The following is a 13,755-nucleotide window of genomic DNA, read 5'->3' on the forward strand; positions in this document are numbered from 1 at the left end:
CAGGGAAGACCGGGTGCTGGCTGCACCCGCGGTCTCGTGTGCGATTTGCGCAAAAGAAAATGCACACGAGCATACAGGTACAGCGGGAGCATCCCGGCCTTCCCTGCGCAATGGCTTTACGGCTTACTTCGTACTCTTCCCGGAGAACGGCTCTTTTGCCTCCGTCGCTGCGCAAATAGTTTCACGCAGCTTAACGCCAGCACCGCGGCGCCCGAACCACACGACTTCGCCGTACGCTTCCTGCGCCTACGTCTTGCGCCTTCCGCGTCCATCGCATCTCACCGCACGTTCGTGACGTGGCCAACGCCCCTCATCTGCCATGAGACGGGCAGAGTTATGCGACTGATTTGCCCTTCGTGTTAAGCGGAATATTTTTGATTCTTTCCGATTCCTGGACTTGACATGATTTCTGAAAATCAGAAATGATTTGCCCATGGCGCATTCGCGCCTTTGTCCACTCTTGCATGCACAGGCCAAGTATGGCTCAGCGGCCTCACGACGTCGTGCCTGTGTTGGTTTCGAGTACGCTTGGAACGTGCCCCGTAGCCTCACGTTGTACCGCGCCAGCACTAGCTGGTACCGAGGTCGCGCCATGAGCGCCCTCAATAGCGCTGAACAGTGAGTGGCGCGGCCCCTCAATCCAGAAACGGAGGAGGTTACGCCATGGATGCATTGCGCATTTCCCGCCGGCAATCGATCGCCGGCCTATCCGTCGCAGGACTCGCGGGACTGCTTATTCCATCTGCCTATGCCCAGCAGAAGCGCGAGACCACGGGCGTTGGGATCGGCAAGAAGGGAGCAGCGATCGACGACGAGGACATTTTCACCTTCGCGCTGAACCTCGAATATATGGAAGCCGAATTCTATCTGCGTGCAACGACCGGCAAGGGCATCAGCGAGACCGATGCCGGTATGGATGCCGGCAGGGTCGTGGGCGGCCACGAGGCCCAATTCAAGGAGAAAGCGATCCGCGAATTCATTGAAGAGACGGCAGAGAACGAACTGGCCCACGTTCGCTTCTATCGCAAGACGCTTGGCCGAAGCGCCATTTCAAGACCTGCGATCGACTTCGATGCCGGCTTCAAGGCTGCTGCTGAGGCTGCCGGACTGCCAGCCGATTTCGATCCCTTTGCCGACGACATGTCGGTGCTGCTCGGCGGCATGCTGTTCGAGGACGTCGGCGTGACCGCCTATGCAGGTGCGGCTCCCCTGCTCAAGAAAAAGGAATTCGTGGAGGCGGCAGCGGGGATACTTGCTGTTGAGGCCTACCACATGGGAATGGCGCGCTCCCAGCTCTACATGATGGGCGAGAAGGCATGGGATGCCGCCAACGCCATCTCGGATGCACGGGATAAGATTGACGGGACGCCTGAAAAAGAAGACGAAGGCATCAGGGTCAATGGCAAAGCCAACTTCGTGCCTTCAACGCCCGACGCGATCGCGTTCACGCGTACGCCGCAAGAGGTGCTGCGTATCGTCTATCTGACCGACAAGGCCGGCGTCAGCAAAGGCGGGTTCTACCCGAACGGAATGAACGGAGAGCTCAGGAGCACCTGACTGCAATACGCACTCCGCCGCATGAAACGGCATCCGCCGCGCTGGCTGTTCGGACGGGCATACAAGCTAGCGTGGCGCCTCCGTACTGCCATCAGGCTTGCCTGTACGGTTCTCAGGCCCTGTGTAAGCGATGCGCCAGATGGTGCCGCCGGTGTCGTCGGCAACGAGCAACGAACCGTCCTTGGCGATCGCAAGCGCGGCAGGTCGGCCCCAGATCTCCGCCCGATGCATGCCGGAGACCCAGAAGCCGACGGCGAAATTCTGGTACCAGCCTTGCGGACGGCCATCCTTGAACGGCACGAACACGATCTTGTAACCGGTCGGTTCGGATCGATTCCACGATCCTTTGAGGGCAACAAAGGCGCCGCCGCGGAATTCGGGCGGAAACTGTTCGCCATTGTAGAACACCAGATCCATCGCCGAGGAATGCGCTTCGAACAGAAGGTCGGGCTTGATTGAAGCCTTGACCTTGTCTGGTTTCAAATTGGCAAAACCCGGCTGCGGGTGCTGACCGATATATGCGTAAGGCCAGCCGTAGAAGGCGCCCTTCTCGACACGCGTCAGATAATCGGGCGGAAGCCGGTCGCCGAGACCGTCGCGCTCCTGAACCACTGCATAGAGATCGCCCGTTCCAGGTTCGAAGGCGAGCGCCGTCGGATTGCGCAATCCCGAAGCGAACGTGACTTGGTTCGCGCCGTTGGGATCGAAGCGCTGGATCGTCGCCTTGACCTCCGGTTCAACACCAATGTTTCCGGACGAGCCGACGCCGACGAAAAGTTCGCCAGTCTTGGGGTCGATCGCGAGGTGCCGGTTCATATGGCCCTGAACGACGCCGAACACGCCCTTCTTGGTGATCATTTCCTCGCCAACCATGGCGGGCGAAGGTTTGCGCTGATCCGGCGGCACATCGGCAGCCTTCGGCTGCTCGCCACCACGGCCTGCACGCAACGCGCCAAGCCGGTGCGGTACCTTCCAGATCCCATCCTGATCCGCGACCAGGACGTGATCGTCCCGCCAAGCAAGTCCGAACGGTTGGTTGAATCCCTCCGCGTGGCGCTGAATCCAGTCGGCCTTGCCGTCCCCGTCCTCATCGCGCAGCAATGTGAGATGGCCCGCCCTCTGTTCGGCCACGAGCACGTCGCCGTTCGGCAGTACAAGCAGACGCCTCGGATGCTCAAGGCCGGTCATGAAAGCTGTCGTGCTGAAGCCTTCAAGGACGCGGGGCGTTTGGCCCTGGTGGGGAATGACAAGGGAGCGGCTGCTGACGATCGGGCCGGTCTTCGGCGGCGGCAGGTCCTCCGCCTTGACCGTGAACCGGCGTCCAAGTTCCTGGTCAGGCAACAGCGCCGGGTCCGCCGGCTTTTCCGCCGTGGCCTGAGCGGCGGGCGCGCTTTTACGCTGAGCCCAGGCTGGTGCAAGCGCGAAGCCAATAGCAACGAGAGCTGCCGTGGGGGTCACGAGGCGGGAAGAAGGGAATTTCATTGCGAGCCTCCCATCGAAGTCGAGTCAGGCTTTTCGAGTTCAATACATGTGAGTGCGCCGCCTTCGGGCCGATCGTTGGCCTGCCCTTATCGGTGGTCTGCCCTTAATCGTCTCGCCCAGACGTTCGTTGTCTGCACCGCTATGGTCACAGCACAGCCAATATACCCCTCTGCTAAACGGGCCGTCAGCGCAGACACCGCTTACGGTGCCGTACGCATTGGGCGGTTCTAGTAACTGCTGCCTCCACGCGCACCTCCGCCACCGGGTGCACCCGGCGCTCGGCCTCTGCCAGCGGCTTGGTAGTGGCGACACCAGCCGTTGGCGCTGATGCGTCCCTCGACGATCGCGCAGGTCCCTCCGCGGAAATTGACGCAGCCGGCGCAGCGCTGCGGTCCATTTGGACTATCGCGATACTGGGCCGAGGCTTTGCTGACTTTTGGCCGGCCGCGTATCTCTCGCAGCAGCCCGTCATCGAATGGCAGAGGCGTAATCGACGGAGCTGCCAATGCCGGCAGTGCCGTCCCGGCAAGTGCCGCTCCACAAAGTGTCTTTCCAATAAAATTGCGACGCGAAATGGATTCCCTTTTCGAATGCTCGCTCATGGATGACCTCCGGGTTGTGGAGGGACCATTCGCGGTCTCCCAGACGATCAAAACAATTTACCGAGGAGCGCGTTGTTCCTCGCGTTGCCGGGTTTTCCTTTGTAGCGAGGTCACGCAGATCGCTGCTTAAGGCCGGACAGCGCCAAGCGAGTTGCCTCCCACAAAATCAGGGCAGCCATATTACCTCTTCTTCCCATGTACGCTGTTCGAGGAACGCGCGCGCAATGGCAGGCTTCGCGCGCCCACCATCAGGACATGCGCTCGGGAATGGCGGTGGGCGCGGGATCGGTGATGCCGCGCTCAGGCCGGCACTGTTGTTTCAGGGCAATTGGTCAACCGCGCGGGAACGCCGACGGCGGTGCAGCCGGCCGGCACGTCGTGCTCGATGACCGCGCCTGCGCCGATCTTGGCGAAATCGCCGATGCTGACGTCGCCGAGAATCGTGGCACCGGTGCTGAGCAGGACTCCCCTGCCAATCCTCGGAGCGCGTTCCGGCTGCGAATACTCGCGCCCGACAGTCACGTTTTGTAAAATCGTCACCTCGTCGCCGATCGCCGCAAAGGCGCCGATGATGATGCCGGTGGCGTGATCGAGAAACACCGACGCGCCGATCGAGGCCGAGGGGTGAATGCTGACCTGAAGCTGATCGGACGACAGGCTTTGCAGCAACAGCGCGAGATCGTTGCGGCCTTGATGCCAGAGCCAGTTGGAGACGCGCCAAACCTGCAGCGCGACGTAGCCCTTGAAGTTCAGCAGCGGCGGCAGCAGCGTCATCGTCGCGGGATCGTGAACGGCGATGCTCTGCAGATCGCGGCTCGCCGTGTCGATCAGATCAGGCGAAGACGCGAAGGCGTCACGGGCAAGCTGCGCAAAGAGCGCGCGATCCGCGTGCGTCTTGCCGAGCCGCGCGCCGATCTGGTGCGCCAGTGCATGAGCGAAGTCGGGATGATCGAGAATGGATGAGGAGAGCGCGGCGCCGAATACCGGGTCGCGCGCCACGGCGCTTTCCGCTTCACGCCGGATCGATCGCCAGAGTTGATCGACAGATGCAATTCCGTTCATGGCAGCCGCCTGGGATTAGCGCGTCCGCACAATATAGACCGGCCGCGAAACCGCGCCACCAAACGGTGATGCCTTCATGAACTAACTTTCGCCGATTGCTCCACCTCTCCCGCTTGCGGGGAGGTCGGATCGCATCGAAGATGCGATCCGGTGGGGCTCTCTCCATGCGGGGAGCGTGACTCGTGGAGACACCCCCACCCGGGCTGACCGTCAGGCAGCAGCTTTGTTCTTGATTGCACCGACGAGCGCCGTGAGTATGGCCCCGCCAGCACCACCGGCGATCGCGTGTGAGACAATGCCGCCAATACTCAGATCGCCCGACTGGGCTGCGGCCATGATTGATGGCATCAACAATGTTACGAGCTGGCCGAGCACCCCGCCTCCGACCAAGCCGGCAACAATGTTACCAATCGTACCGAGATCGAAAGTCGGCGATGACTTGCCCGCACCCACGCCGCCAAGCGCTCCTGCAACGAGGTTAGTCAGAATCTGTTCCATGCTGATCTCCGTATGACTCGCGACAAACGGGGTTGATCTCGCGCAGACTATCACTGCACGAGAAGCCGATCCATGAATAAATCTCAGGTTGAGGCGGGCTGGCGGGTCGAGCGGCCTGACTCCGGTTCCTTCTAGTAGACTTCGCCGATTGCTCCACCTCTCCCGCTTGCAGGAGATCGGATCGCATCGTTGGATGCGATCTGGTGGGCGCTCTCTCCATACAACCCGGCCCTCCCCCGCAAGCGGGAGAGGGTGAGCAGTCGCTCCGCGGTCGCAGTTTGGCCGCCTTGTCACTCACGGTACAAAAACAAACCGCCCACCTGCGGGTCGCAGATGGGCGGCTGTATCGCCGTCGGGCGTCATGGGGGCATCACGCCCGCGGCTGAACTCCACTCACTGTTGACGATCAGCCCTGCTGCGGCTGGTCGTTCGGCGGAGTCGGACGCTGGCGGTGCTGCGCCATGAACTGATCGAACTCTTCCTTGTCCTTGGCTTGGCGCAGACGCTCGAGGAAATTCTTGAACTCAACCTGCTCTTCCTCGAGCCGGCGCAGGGTTTCCATGCGGTACTCGTCGAAGGCGCGGTTGCCGCTGGACGGCGGGCCGAAGCCGAAGCCGCCAAAGCCGCGGCGCTCCATGCGGTCGCGCATCCGGTCCATCTTGTACTGCATCCGCTCCATCTTGTTCTGCCAGCGGTCTCCGTTGCTCCAGCAAGCCATTTTTCTGCTCCCTAGTGTGAAAAAGAGAAGGGCAAGCCCGATCGGCCACCAGATGATGAAGCCGAGGATAGTCACCACGATCCAGCCGGGGTGCCAGGGACTTTCAAGCATATGCGGTCGATAGGTCTGTTCCGTCTGACCGCGCCATCGATTGACATCTGCGGTGTAGGCCATTTCCCTCTCCATGACGGCGATCACGCCGTTGTGAATGTAAATAACATTTACATACCTAAACCATCCCGCGTTTTTGTCAAGCGCGCGGCTCGACGCAGCCCGCAAAATTATTTGCGGCCTCCCCAGGGGCCTGAGGGCGCGCCACCTTCCGGCGGCACCGGCGGCGGGCCGGACGGTTTCTGGTCTGACGGCCGGCGGTCGGTCGGGAAGCCGAGGCCGCGCAGATAAATCAGCACTTCCGCTTCCAACAGTTCTTCCGGCGACATCGGCAGTTTGCGTCGCGCGGCGTCGCCGCGGCCGAACAGCGAGGCTATGCCGTGCGACATCGACCAGATGTGCAGCGCCATCATCATCGCGGGAGGCCGCGGCATGCCGGGCGGCGCCAGCGCGGCGAGCCGCTCGGCGGCGGCGCGAATGATCGCGAACGCGCGCTCGCTAGCTGCCATCAATGTCGGGCTCGAATCGACAGGCACCCCGGATTCGAACATCGCCGAATAGAACGCCGGCTCGTTGCGCGCGAAGGCGAGATAGGCCTTGCCGACCCGCTCGAACGCGGTGACGGTGTCGGGGCGGCCGTCGTCCCAGGCCTGCACGAGCATGGCCTCGAACTGCTCGAAGCCACGTTGCGCGATCGAGGACAGCAATTCATCGCGGTCGCGAAAATGGCGGTAGGGCGCGGCCGGACTGACCCCGGCCATGCGTGCGGCGTCCGCAAAGGTGAAGCCGGCCGGGCCCTTTTGCGAAATCAGGTCGAGCGCCGCCTGTAGCAATGCCTCTTTCAGATTGCCGTGATGGTAGCCACGCTCGCCGCGGCGGTCCTTTTGCCAGCTCATGTTAAAGGCTTTTACATGAGCTGGCCGTAAAGGTCACTTAATTTGAACGTTAAAGAAGATTAACGGGGCGGTGCTGCACTCCCTCGCCCCGCTTTTGCGGGGAGAGGGTTGGGGTGAGGGGCTGCTTCCGCGACCCAGCTGCCGGTTGAAAGAGCGACGACCTCTGTCAGAAAGTCCGCATATCTAGGGCGGGCGGGTTCTCTCGGCAAAGTTCACTCGCGGAGAAAGCCCCTCACCCCGACCCTCTCCCCGTGAAAGGACGGGGAGAGGGAGCGGAAACACTCACCGCGCCTTGTGCGCGCTTCCCTTCTGCAGCTCGTCGAAGCCTTTGGCGGCCTGCTGCACTTCCTCCGAGAAATCGCCGATTTCCTGCACCTGGCGGATTTCGATGATCTCGTTCTCGGAGGCCGGGCACTTCTTCGCCCACTCGATCGCCTCCTCGCGCGACTTCACGTTGATCATCCAGTAGCCGCCGAGCACTTCCTTGGCTTCCGTGAAGGGACCGTCGGTCACGATGGGCTTGCCGGTGGCGAAGGAAACCCGCGCGCCCATCGAGGGCGGATGCAACCCGTCGAGCGCGATCAGCACGCCGGCCTCCTTCAGCGCCTCATTGTATTTCATCATCGCCTTGACGCGCTCGGGATCGAGCTGGACGTCCGGCGGCGCGGTCTCATAGCCCAGGGGGATCATCAGCATCATGAATCGCATGGGGTGTCCTTTTTCTTTGGATGGCGTCATTCCGGGATGGTCCGAAGGACCAGACCCGGAATCTCGAGATTCCGGGTTCGCGCTTTGCGCGCCCCGGAATGACGGGGAGAGTCACTTCTTCGCAGTCTGCGCCCGCAGCCGCTCTTCCTGCTCGCGCAGTTCGGGCGTGAGCGCTTCGCCGAAATCTTCCGCAGAAAACACCTGGCGGATTTCGACCTCGTCGCCATCGCTGAACGGCGCGCGCTTCATCCAGTCGATCGCTTCATCGAGCGATTTGGCGTTGATCAGCCAGAAGCCCGCGACGAGATCACCCGAGAGCGGGAACGGACCGCGGCTGGCACTGCCCTGCCCGCCTGCATACTTGATCCGCGCGCCATTCGAGGTCGGGTGCAGGCCTTCGCCCGCTTCCATCATGCCTGCCTGGACCAACTCCTCGTTGAATTTGCCCATCGCCGCCAATTGTTCCGTAGTCGGCATCACGCCGGCTTCCGAATCCTTGTTTGCCTTCACAATCACCATGAATCGCATCGTTATTCTCCGTATTGATCTTCTTCAGCCAGCCACTGCCGCATCGGCCTTCGTCAACAGGACGAGCGGGCTTTTACGCCGCCGACATGTCCTGCAAAATTATTTCGGAAGTAATTTGACCAGCCGGCCGGTCAATCGTCGATCGCCTGATAGGCCGAGGTCCAGAAGTCGGTCATCACCCGCGGCGACTGCGGCGATTCCAGCATCCGCTGGGTCAGCGCGATCCCGGTGAGGCCTTCGCTGGGGTCGGAATACCAGGAGGTGCCGTAGCCGCCGTACCAGCCGAAGCGGCCGGGCGTATGGGCAAGATCGTCACGCCGGGTGAAGACCGAGACGCCAAAACCCCAGCCGCTATTGTCGCCGAAAAACAGTTCGGAGCCCTGCTTTTGCTCGGAGGTGAGCTGGTCGCTCGTCATCAGTTCGACGGACGGACGCGAGAGAATGCGTTCGCTGCCGAGCCGGCCGCCATTCAGCAGCATCTGGGCAAACGCGTTGAAATCGTCCGCAGTCGACACCAGTCCGGCGGCGCCATTCTCGAACACCGGCGGGCTTGCATATTTGCCGGTGGCAGGATCATCGAAGACTTTCAATTCGCCGCTTGCTTGATCGCGCGCATAAGTGGTCGTGAGCCGGGCGCGCTTTTCCGCGGGCACGTGGAAGCCAGTGTCTTTCATGCCGAGCGGCGCGAAGATGCGATCGCCCAGGAATTTTGCAAGGCTCATGCCCGCGACGCGCGCGATCAGCACAGAGAGAATTTCGCTGCCGCTGTTATAGAGCCAGCGCTCGCCGGGCTGATAGATCAGCGGCAGCGTGCCGTAGCGGCGCATCAATTCGTCCGGTGGAAACGAGGGAAATACCGGCCCGGGCGCAAAGCCCGCTTCCGCAATCGCCTTCTGGATCGGATAGCGATCGGGAAATATCGGGATCATGCCAAGGCCGAGCCGGAAGGTCAGAAGATCGCGCAGCGTGATGGCGCGCTTCGCCGGCACCGTATCGTCGATGGCCGCGTCGATCGCACGCAGCACCTTGCGGTCGGCCAGTTCCGGCAGAAAGCCGTCGACGGGATCATCGAGCCGCAGTCTGCATTCCTCGACCAGGATCATCGCGGCCACCGCCGTCACCGGCTTGGTCATGGAAGCGATGCGAAAGATGCTGTCGCGCTGCATCGGCGTGCCGCCGATTGCCATGCTTCCCATGGCATCGACATGAATTTCGCCGCGGCGGCTGACCAGCGCCACCAGGCCGGGAACACCGCCGTGCTCGACATGCCCCGAGAGAATCTCATGCATGCGGCCGAGCCGCGATCTCGACAGTCCACCGGCATTTGAATTTGTCGGCATGGCTTGTTCCCCTCTCGAAATTGCAACTGCCTCTCCACCACGACGATCCGGCCTGCTTCTTGCCGACGTGGCAGATGACGCGCCGCGTGATTTCTATGACTGCTGCCTGACGAACTTGCCGTCCTGGTAGTTCGCGCCGAAATAGACGTCGATGCGCTTCACCTTGTCGCCATCGAAGACAACGAACTCGGTATTGCGAAAGCTCTTTCCGTCCTTGGCCGTGCAGCGGTAGGTCACAAAGGCTTGATCGCCGTCGACGAGAATCCGCTCCAGCTCGTGCCGTTCGATCCAGTCGCTGGACTGCCAGCAGCGCGCGAAATAGGTCGCTTTATCGATGTTGTCATCGAACGGACTGGTGAAGCGGAAATCCTCGCTGAAGGCATTTTCGACGAATTGGCGATCGTTGGACAGATAAGCTGCGAAGATCTTGCGGATCGTCTCCGCCTTGCTTGCTTCGGCCATTCAGCGCTCCTTTAGGGCTCCTTGGGCACCATCTGGAAATACGGTTCGGCTTCCTTCAACACGCGCGCGACGGAGGGACGCGCCTTGAGCCGTTCGAGATAGGCGCTGAGGTTTTTCTGCGCTTCACCGAACGGCACCGCCATGTTGCCGTAGAACAATGACGGCACTGCCGCGCAATCGGCGAGGCTGAAATCCTCGCCCATCGCCCAGCCGCCGTTTTTCATTTGCTGGTCGGCCATGGCATAGGAAGTGTGCAACTGCGCCCGCGCCTCCTCGACGCCGTACGGATCCCGCTTGCCCTCGGGCCGCAACCGGTCCGTTACGATCTTCTGCATCGGCAGATGCACATAGAGATCGTAGAAGCGGTCGCGCAGCCGGGTCTGCAAGGCGCGGGCGGGATCCTCGGGAATAAGTCGGACGCGGCCGCGATAGTATGAATCGAGATATTCGACGATGATGCTGGATTCCGGCACGGTCTGATCCCGTGCATCGTCGCGCAGCACCGGGAACTTACCGATCCCCCACAGCTTCAGCAGCGCGGCGCGCTCGGCCGGATTGCCGAGATCGACGAGATTCGGCCGGAACGGAATGTCGTTCTCGTAGAGCGCGATCAGCGCCTTCCAGCAGAACGAGGCCAGCGGGTGGAAGTGCAGCGTCAGAGACATGGAAACTCCCGGTTTGCCGTTTGCAAGACGATCTGCGTCTGGTGATGCCGACATTTATGGCGCCGGCACGTAGCGCAGGATCATGATGCCGGTCGACAACGGCCGGCTGTCGAGCAGCTTCAGCTTGCGCTTTTCGCCCGGCTTGAACAGCGGCGTGCCGCCGCCGAGGATGACGGGGCTTACCGCGATACGAAACTCGTCGATCAGCCCGTGCGGGATCAGGCTGCTGGCGAGATCGGCGCTGCCGAACAGAAAGATGTCCTTGGCGCTGTCGCGCTTCAGCCGCGCGACGGTCTCCGGCACATCGGCGCTGAACATCTGGGTGTTGTTCCAATCCGATTTCTTCACCGTGCGCGAGAAAACGTATTTCGGCGCGGCATTCATGAAGTCGGCGACCTCGCCGGTCGCGCTTGGCCAGTGGCCCGCCATCAGGTCATAGGTGACGCGGCCGAACAGCAATCCGCCGGCAGCGGTCATCTGCTCGATCGACAATTGCTCCAGCTCCTCGCCCCAGACGTCGGAATGCCAGGAAATGTCGCGGTTGGGGCCTTCAACGAAGCCGTCCAGCGTCATCAGGTTCCACATTATCAATTTCGCCATGGCGATCTCCCTAAACTGATTGCGAATTGCAACCGGTTGCAGGATGATCGAACTGGTGCGATATTGCAAGCAGTTTTTTGAGGGCGCCTTGACGCCCGCCCTGGAGACGACCATGACCGATGCCCAGCGCTCCGGCTGCCCGATCAACCTTTCGCTGGAAGTGCTCGGCGACAAATGGAGCCTTTTGATCATCCGCGACATGATGTTCGGCAATCGGCGGCATTTTCGCGAGCTATTGACCAAATCGGAGGAAGGCATCTCCTCCAACATCCTCGCCGACCGGCTAAAGACCCTGCTCGAGCAGGGCGTCATCACCCGCGAGGACGATCCCACGCACAAGCAGAAGGGAATCTATTCGCTGACAGAGCAAGGCATCGAGCTCTTGCCCGTTCTCGCGCAGATGGCGGCCTGGGGTTACAAATATCTACCCGTCACCGAGGAACTCGGCATCCGGGCGCGGCTGCTCAGCGAGGGCGGACCGAAGATGTGGGCCGAATTCATGGACGAGCTGCGCGAGAGCCATCTTGGCGCAAAGCGGCGCAGGCGTAGCGGTCCATCGGTCGGTGAGCGACTGCAAGCAGCGTATGAAAGCGTCGTGAACGGAAGATAGCCCCCGAGTCCGCGGCCGCATGCTCGTTTGGCGGGCGTCGCGCGCGGGGACATCCTTAAGATCAGCATTACGTCGCGATGCTATCCGTCATCTTACGGAGAATATCGTTAACGCATTCTTTTTTCATTTGATCAAACCTGCCTCGGAAGGGGGCTCGGCGGCGTTAACCAGCAGCCTCGTCATTTACCCGCGCAATGAGGCCTACGGTGTTTCAATTTCTCAAGAGCTCCTCGACAGATAAAGCGCTTGCCGACGCTCTCGGCCGCTCGCAGGCCGTTATCGAGTTCGGCATGGACGGCACGATTCTCACCGCGAACAACAATTTCCTTAAAGCCCTCGGCTACTCGCTCGGCGAAATCAAGGGCAAGCATCACAGCATGTTCGTCGATCCGTCGCAGCGCGACAGCCAAGCGTATCGCGACTTCTGGACGGCGCTCAAGCGCGGCGAATACCAGGCTGCCGAATACAGGCGGATCGGCAAGGGCGGCAAGGAAGTCTGGATCCAGGCGACCTACAACCCCGTGCTCGACGGCAGCGGCAAACCCTGCAAGGTCGTGAAATTCGCGACCGACATCACCGCCCGCAAGATCAAGAGCATGGAGGATGCCAGCCAGATCGCCGCGATCAACCGTACGCAGGCGGTCATTGCGTTCGAGATGGACGGCACCGTCATCACCGCCAATGACAACTTCCTGAAAGCGATGGGCTACACGCTCGCCGAAATCCAGGGCAAACATCACAGCATGTTCGTCGCTCCGTCGGAGCGCGACAGCGCCGCCTACCGGCAGCTCTGGGCGAGCCTCAACCGCGGCGAAAGCCAACAGGCCGAGTACAAGCGGATCGGCAAGGGCGGGAAGGAAGTCTGGATTCTCGCCTCCTACAACCCCGTGCTCGACGAGAAGGGCAGGCCGTTCCGGGTGGTGAAATTCGCCACCGATATCACCAGCCAGAAACTTTCGACCGCCGATCTCGCCGGCCAGATTGCCGCCATCGGCAAGTCACAGGCCGTGATCGAGTTCAAGATGGACGGCACCATCATCGGTGCCAACCAGAACTTCCTCCGCACGGTCGGTTACGCGCTGGACGAGATCCGCGGCCGGCACCACAGCATGTTCGTCGAACAGACGGAGCGCGACAGCGCGGCCTATCGTGAATTCTGGGCGGCGCTCAACCGCGGGGAATATCAGGCGGCCGAATACAAGCGAATCGGCAAGAACGGCAAGGAGGTCTGGATCCAGGCGTCCTACAATCCGATCCTCGACCTCAACGGCAAGCCATTGAAGGTGGTGAAATACGCCACCGACACCACCGCGCAAGCGCTGGTCCGCATGGGTAACGAGCGCGTCCGCGGCATGATGGAATCGGTGGCGGCAGGCGCTGAGGAACTGAACGCTTCGGTCCGGGAAATCTCCGAAGCCATGACCAAGTCGCGCGAGACGGCGGCGACCGCGGTCGGGCGGGTCGAGGCGGCCGACGCCCAGGCGCAGCGGCTGAACGAAGCGGCGCAGGCGATGAGCGGCATCGTGGAGCTGATCGGCAATATCACCGGCCAGATCAACCTCCTGGCGCTCAATGCGACGATCGAATCAGCGCGCGCCGGCGAGGCCGGACGCGGCTTTGCCGTGGTGGCTTCCGAGGTCAAGAACCTCGCCACCCAGGCCAAACAGGCGACGGACAAGATCGGCCAGGAGATCGGCAACCTCAACGGCATCTCCGGCGACGTCGTCGGCGCGCTCGACAGCATCAAGAGTGCGATCCAGAGCGTCAGCGAATATGTCACCGCCACCGCGGCCGCGGTCGAGGAGCAGAGCACAGTGACGGGCGAGATGTCCTCCAACATGCAGCGCGCCGCCGCGGAGGCGAAGGCGATCGCGCAGCGCGCGAGCGGTTAGTTCTTCAGCGTCATCGCTGCGCAA

The 13,755-nt window shown here is 61.7% G+C and carries 15 protein-coding genes; 3 read left to right on the forward strand and 12 right to left on the reverse strand.

Features of this window, described 5'->3' with window-relative positions; genetic code table 11:
- The first annotated feature begins 663 nt into the window (after positions 1 to 663).
- The gene (locus YUO_RS0121870; RefSeq protein ID WP_051379576.1) at positions 664 to 1,557 is read left to right on the forward strand and encodes a ferritin-like domain-containing protein; all 894 of its coding nucleotides are present in this window, start codon (positions 664 to 666) and stop codon (positions 1,555 to 1,557) included.
- Between the two features lie 66 nt (positions 1,558 to 1,623).
- On the opposite strand, the gene YUO_RS41355 is transcribed toward YUO_RS0121870, so the two are convergent.
- From YUO_RS41355 to YUO_RS0121925, 12 genes are all read right to left on the reverse strand, one after another.
- Complete coding sequence (locus YUO_RS41355; RefSeq protein ID WP_063830314.1) at positions 1,624 to 3,039, reverse strand: PQQ-dependent sugar dehydrogenase; 1,416 nt, start codon at positions 3,037 to 3,039, stop codon at positions 1,624 to 1,626.
- A gap of 227 nt (positions 3,040 to 3,266) precedes the next feature.
- Positions 3,267 to 3,641 (reverse strand): twin-arginine translocation signal domain-containing protein, encoded by a 375-nt coding sequence (locus tag YUO_RS48955; RefSeq protein ID WP_083754667.1) that lies wholly within the window; start codon positions 3,639 to 3,641, stop codon positions 3,267 to 3,269.
- 300 nt (positions 3,642 to 3,941) lie between these two features.
- The gene (locus YUO_RS0121880; RefSeq protein WP_028349191.1) at positions 3,942 to 4,703 is read right to left on the reverse strand and encodes a serine acetyltransferase domain-containing protein; all 762 of its coding nucleotides are present in this window, start codon (positions 4,701 to 4,703) and stop codon (positions 3,942 to 3,944) included.
- Between the two features lie 210 nt (positions 4,704 to 4,913).
- A complete protein-coding gene (locus YUO_RS0121885) occupies positions 4,914 to 5,201 on the reverse strand; it encodes a hypothetical protein (protein ID WP_028349192.1) in 288 nt (95 codons plus the stop codon).
- A 406-nt stretch (positions 5,202 to 5,607) separates the two neighbouring features.
- On the reverse strand, positions 5,608 to 6,093 hold the full coding sequence (locus YUO_RS0121890; RefSeq protein WP_028349193.1) for a DUF2852 domain-containing protein: 486 nt from the start codon (positions 6,091 to 6,093) through the stop codon (positions 5,608 to 5,610).
- 107 nt (positions 6,094 to 6,200) lie between these two features.
- A complete protein-coding gene (locus YUO_RS0121895; RefSeq protein WP_028349194.1) occupies positions 6,201 to 6,926 on the reverse strand; it encodes a TetR/AcrR family transcriptional regulator in 726 nt (241 codons plus the stop codon).
- Positions 6,927 to 7,208: 282 nt separating this feature from the next.
- Positions 7,209 to 7,634: a YciI family protein gene (locus YUO_RS0121900; protein WP_028349195.1), complete on the reverse strand. Its 426-nt coding sequence runs from the start codon at positions 7,632 to 7,634 to the stop codon at positions 7,209 to 7,211.
- Positions 7,635 to 7,745: 111 nt separating this feature from the next.
- Positions 7,746 to 8,162, reverse strand: a complete 417-nt coding sequence (locus tag YUO_RS0121905) for a YciI family protein (RefSeq protein WP_028349196.1) — start codon at positions 8,160 to 8,162, stop codon at positions 7,746 to 7,748.
- Between the two features lie 131 nt (positions 8,163 to 8,293).
- On the reverse strand, positions 8,294 to 9,502 hold the full coding sequence (locus YUO_RS0121910) for a serine hydrolase domain-containing protein (RefSeq protein WP_028349197.1): 1,209 nt from the start codon (positions 9,500 to 9,502) through the stop codon (positions 8,294 to 8,296).
- Positions 9,503 to 9,595: 93 nt separating this feature from the next.
- The gene (locus YUO_RS0121915) at positions 9,596 to 9,964 is read right to left on the reverse strand and encodes a nuclear transport factor 2 family protein (protein ID WP_028349198.1); all 369 of its coding nucleotides are present in this window, start codon (positions 9,962 to 9,964) and stop codon (positions 9,596 to 9,598) included.
- 11 nt (positions 9,965 to 9,975) lie between these two features.
- Positions 9,976 to 10,629: a glutathione S-transferase family protein gene (locus YUO_RS0121920; RefSeq protein ID WP_028349199.1), complete on the reverse strand. Its 654-nt coding sequence runs from the start codon at positions 10,627 to 10,629 to the stop codon at positions 9,976 to 9,978.
- Positions 10,630 to 10,683: 54 nt separating this feature from the next.
- Positions 10,684 to 11,229, reverse strand: a complete 546-nt coding sequence (locus YUO_RS0121925; RefSeq protein ID WP_028349200.1) for a dihydrofolate reductase family protein — start codon at positions 11,227 to 11,229, stop codon at positions 10,684 to 10,686.
- Positions 11,230 to 11,341: 112 nt separating this feature from the next.
- Between YUO_RS0121925 and YUO_RS0121930 the strand changes: the two genes are divergently transcribed.
- Positions 11,342 to 11,839, forward strand: coding sequence for a winged helix-turn-helix transcriptional regulator (locus YUO_RS0121930; RefSeq protein ID WP_035727333.1), 498 nt, complete (start codon positions 11,342 to 11,344; stop codon positions 11,837 to 11,839).
- Between the two features lie 206 nt (positions 11,840 to 12,045).
- Complete coding sequence (locus tag YUO_RS0121935) at positions 12,046 to 13,731, forward strand: methyl-accepting chemotaxis protein (RefSeq protein WP_028349202.1); 1,686 nt, start codon at positions 12,046 to 12,048, stop codon at positions 13,729 to 13,731.
- The last annotated feature ends 24 nt before the right edge of the window (positions 13,732 to 13,755 follow it).

It is taken from the genome of Bradyrhizobium murdochi, from assembly GCF_000472965.1.
Taxonomy (GTDB): domain Bacteria; phylum Pseudomonadota; class Alphaproteobacteria; order Rhizobiales; family Xanthobacteraceae; genus Bradyrhizobium; species Bradyrhizobium murdochi.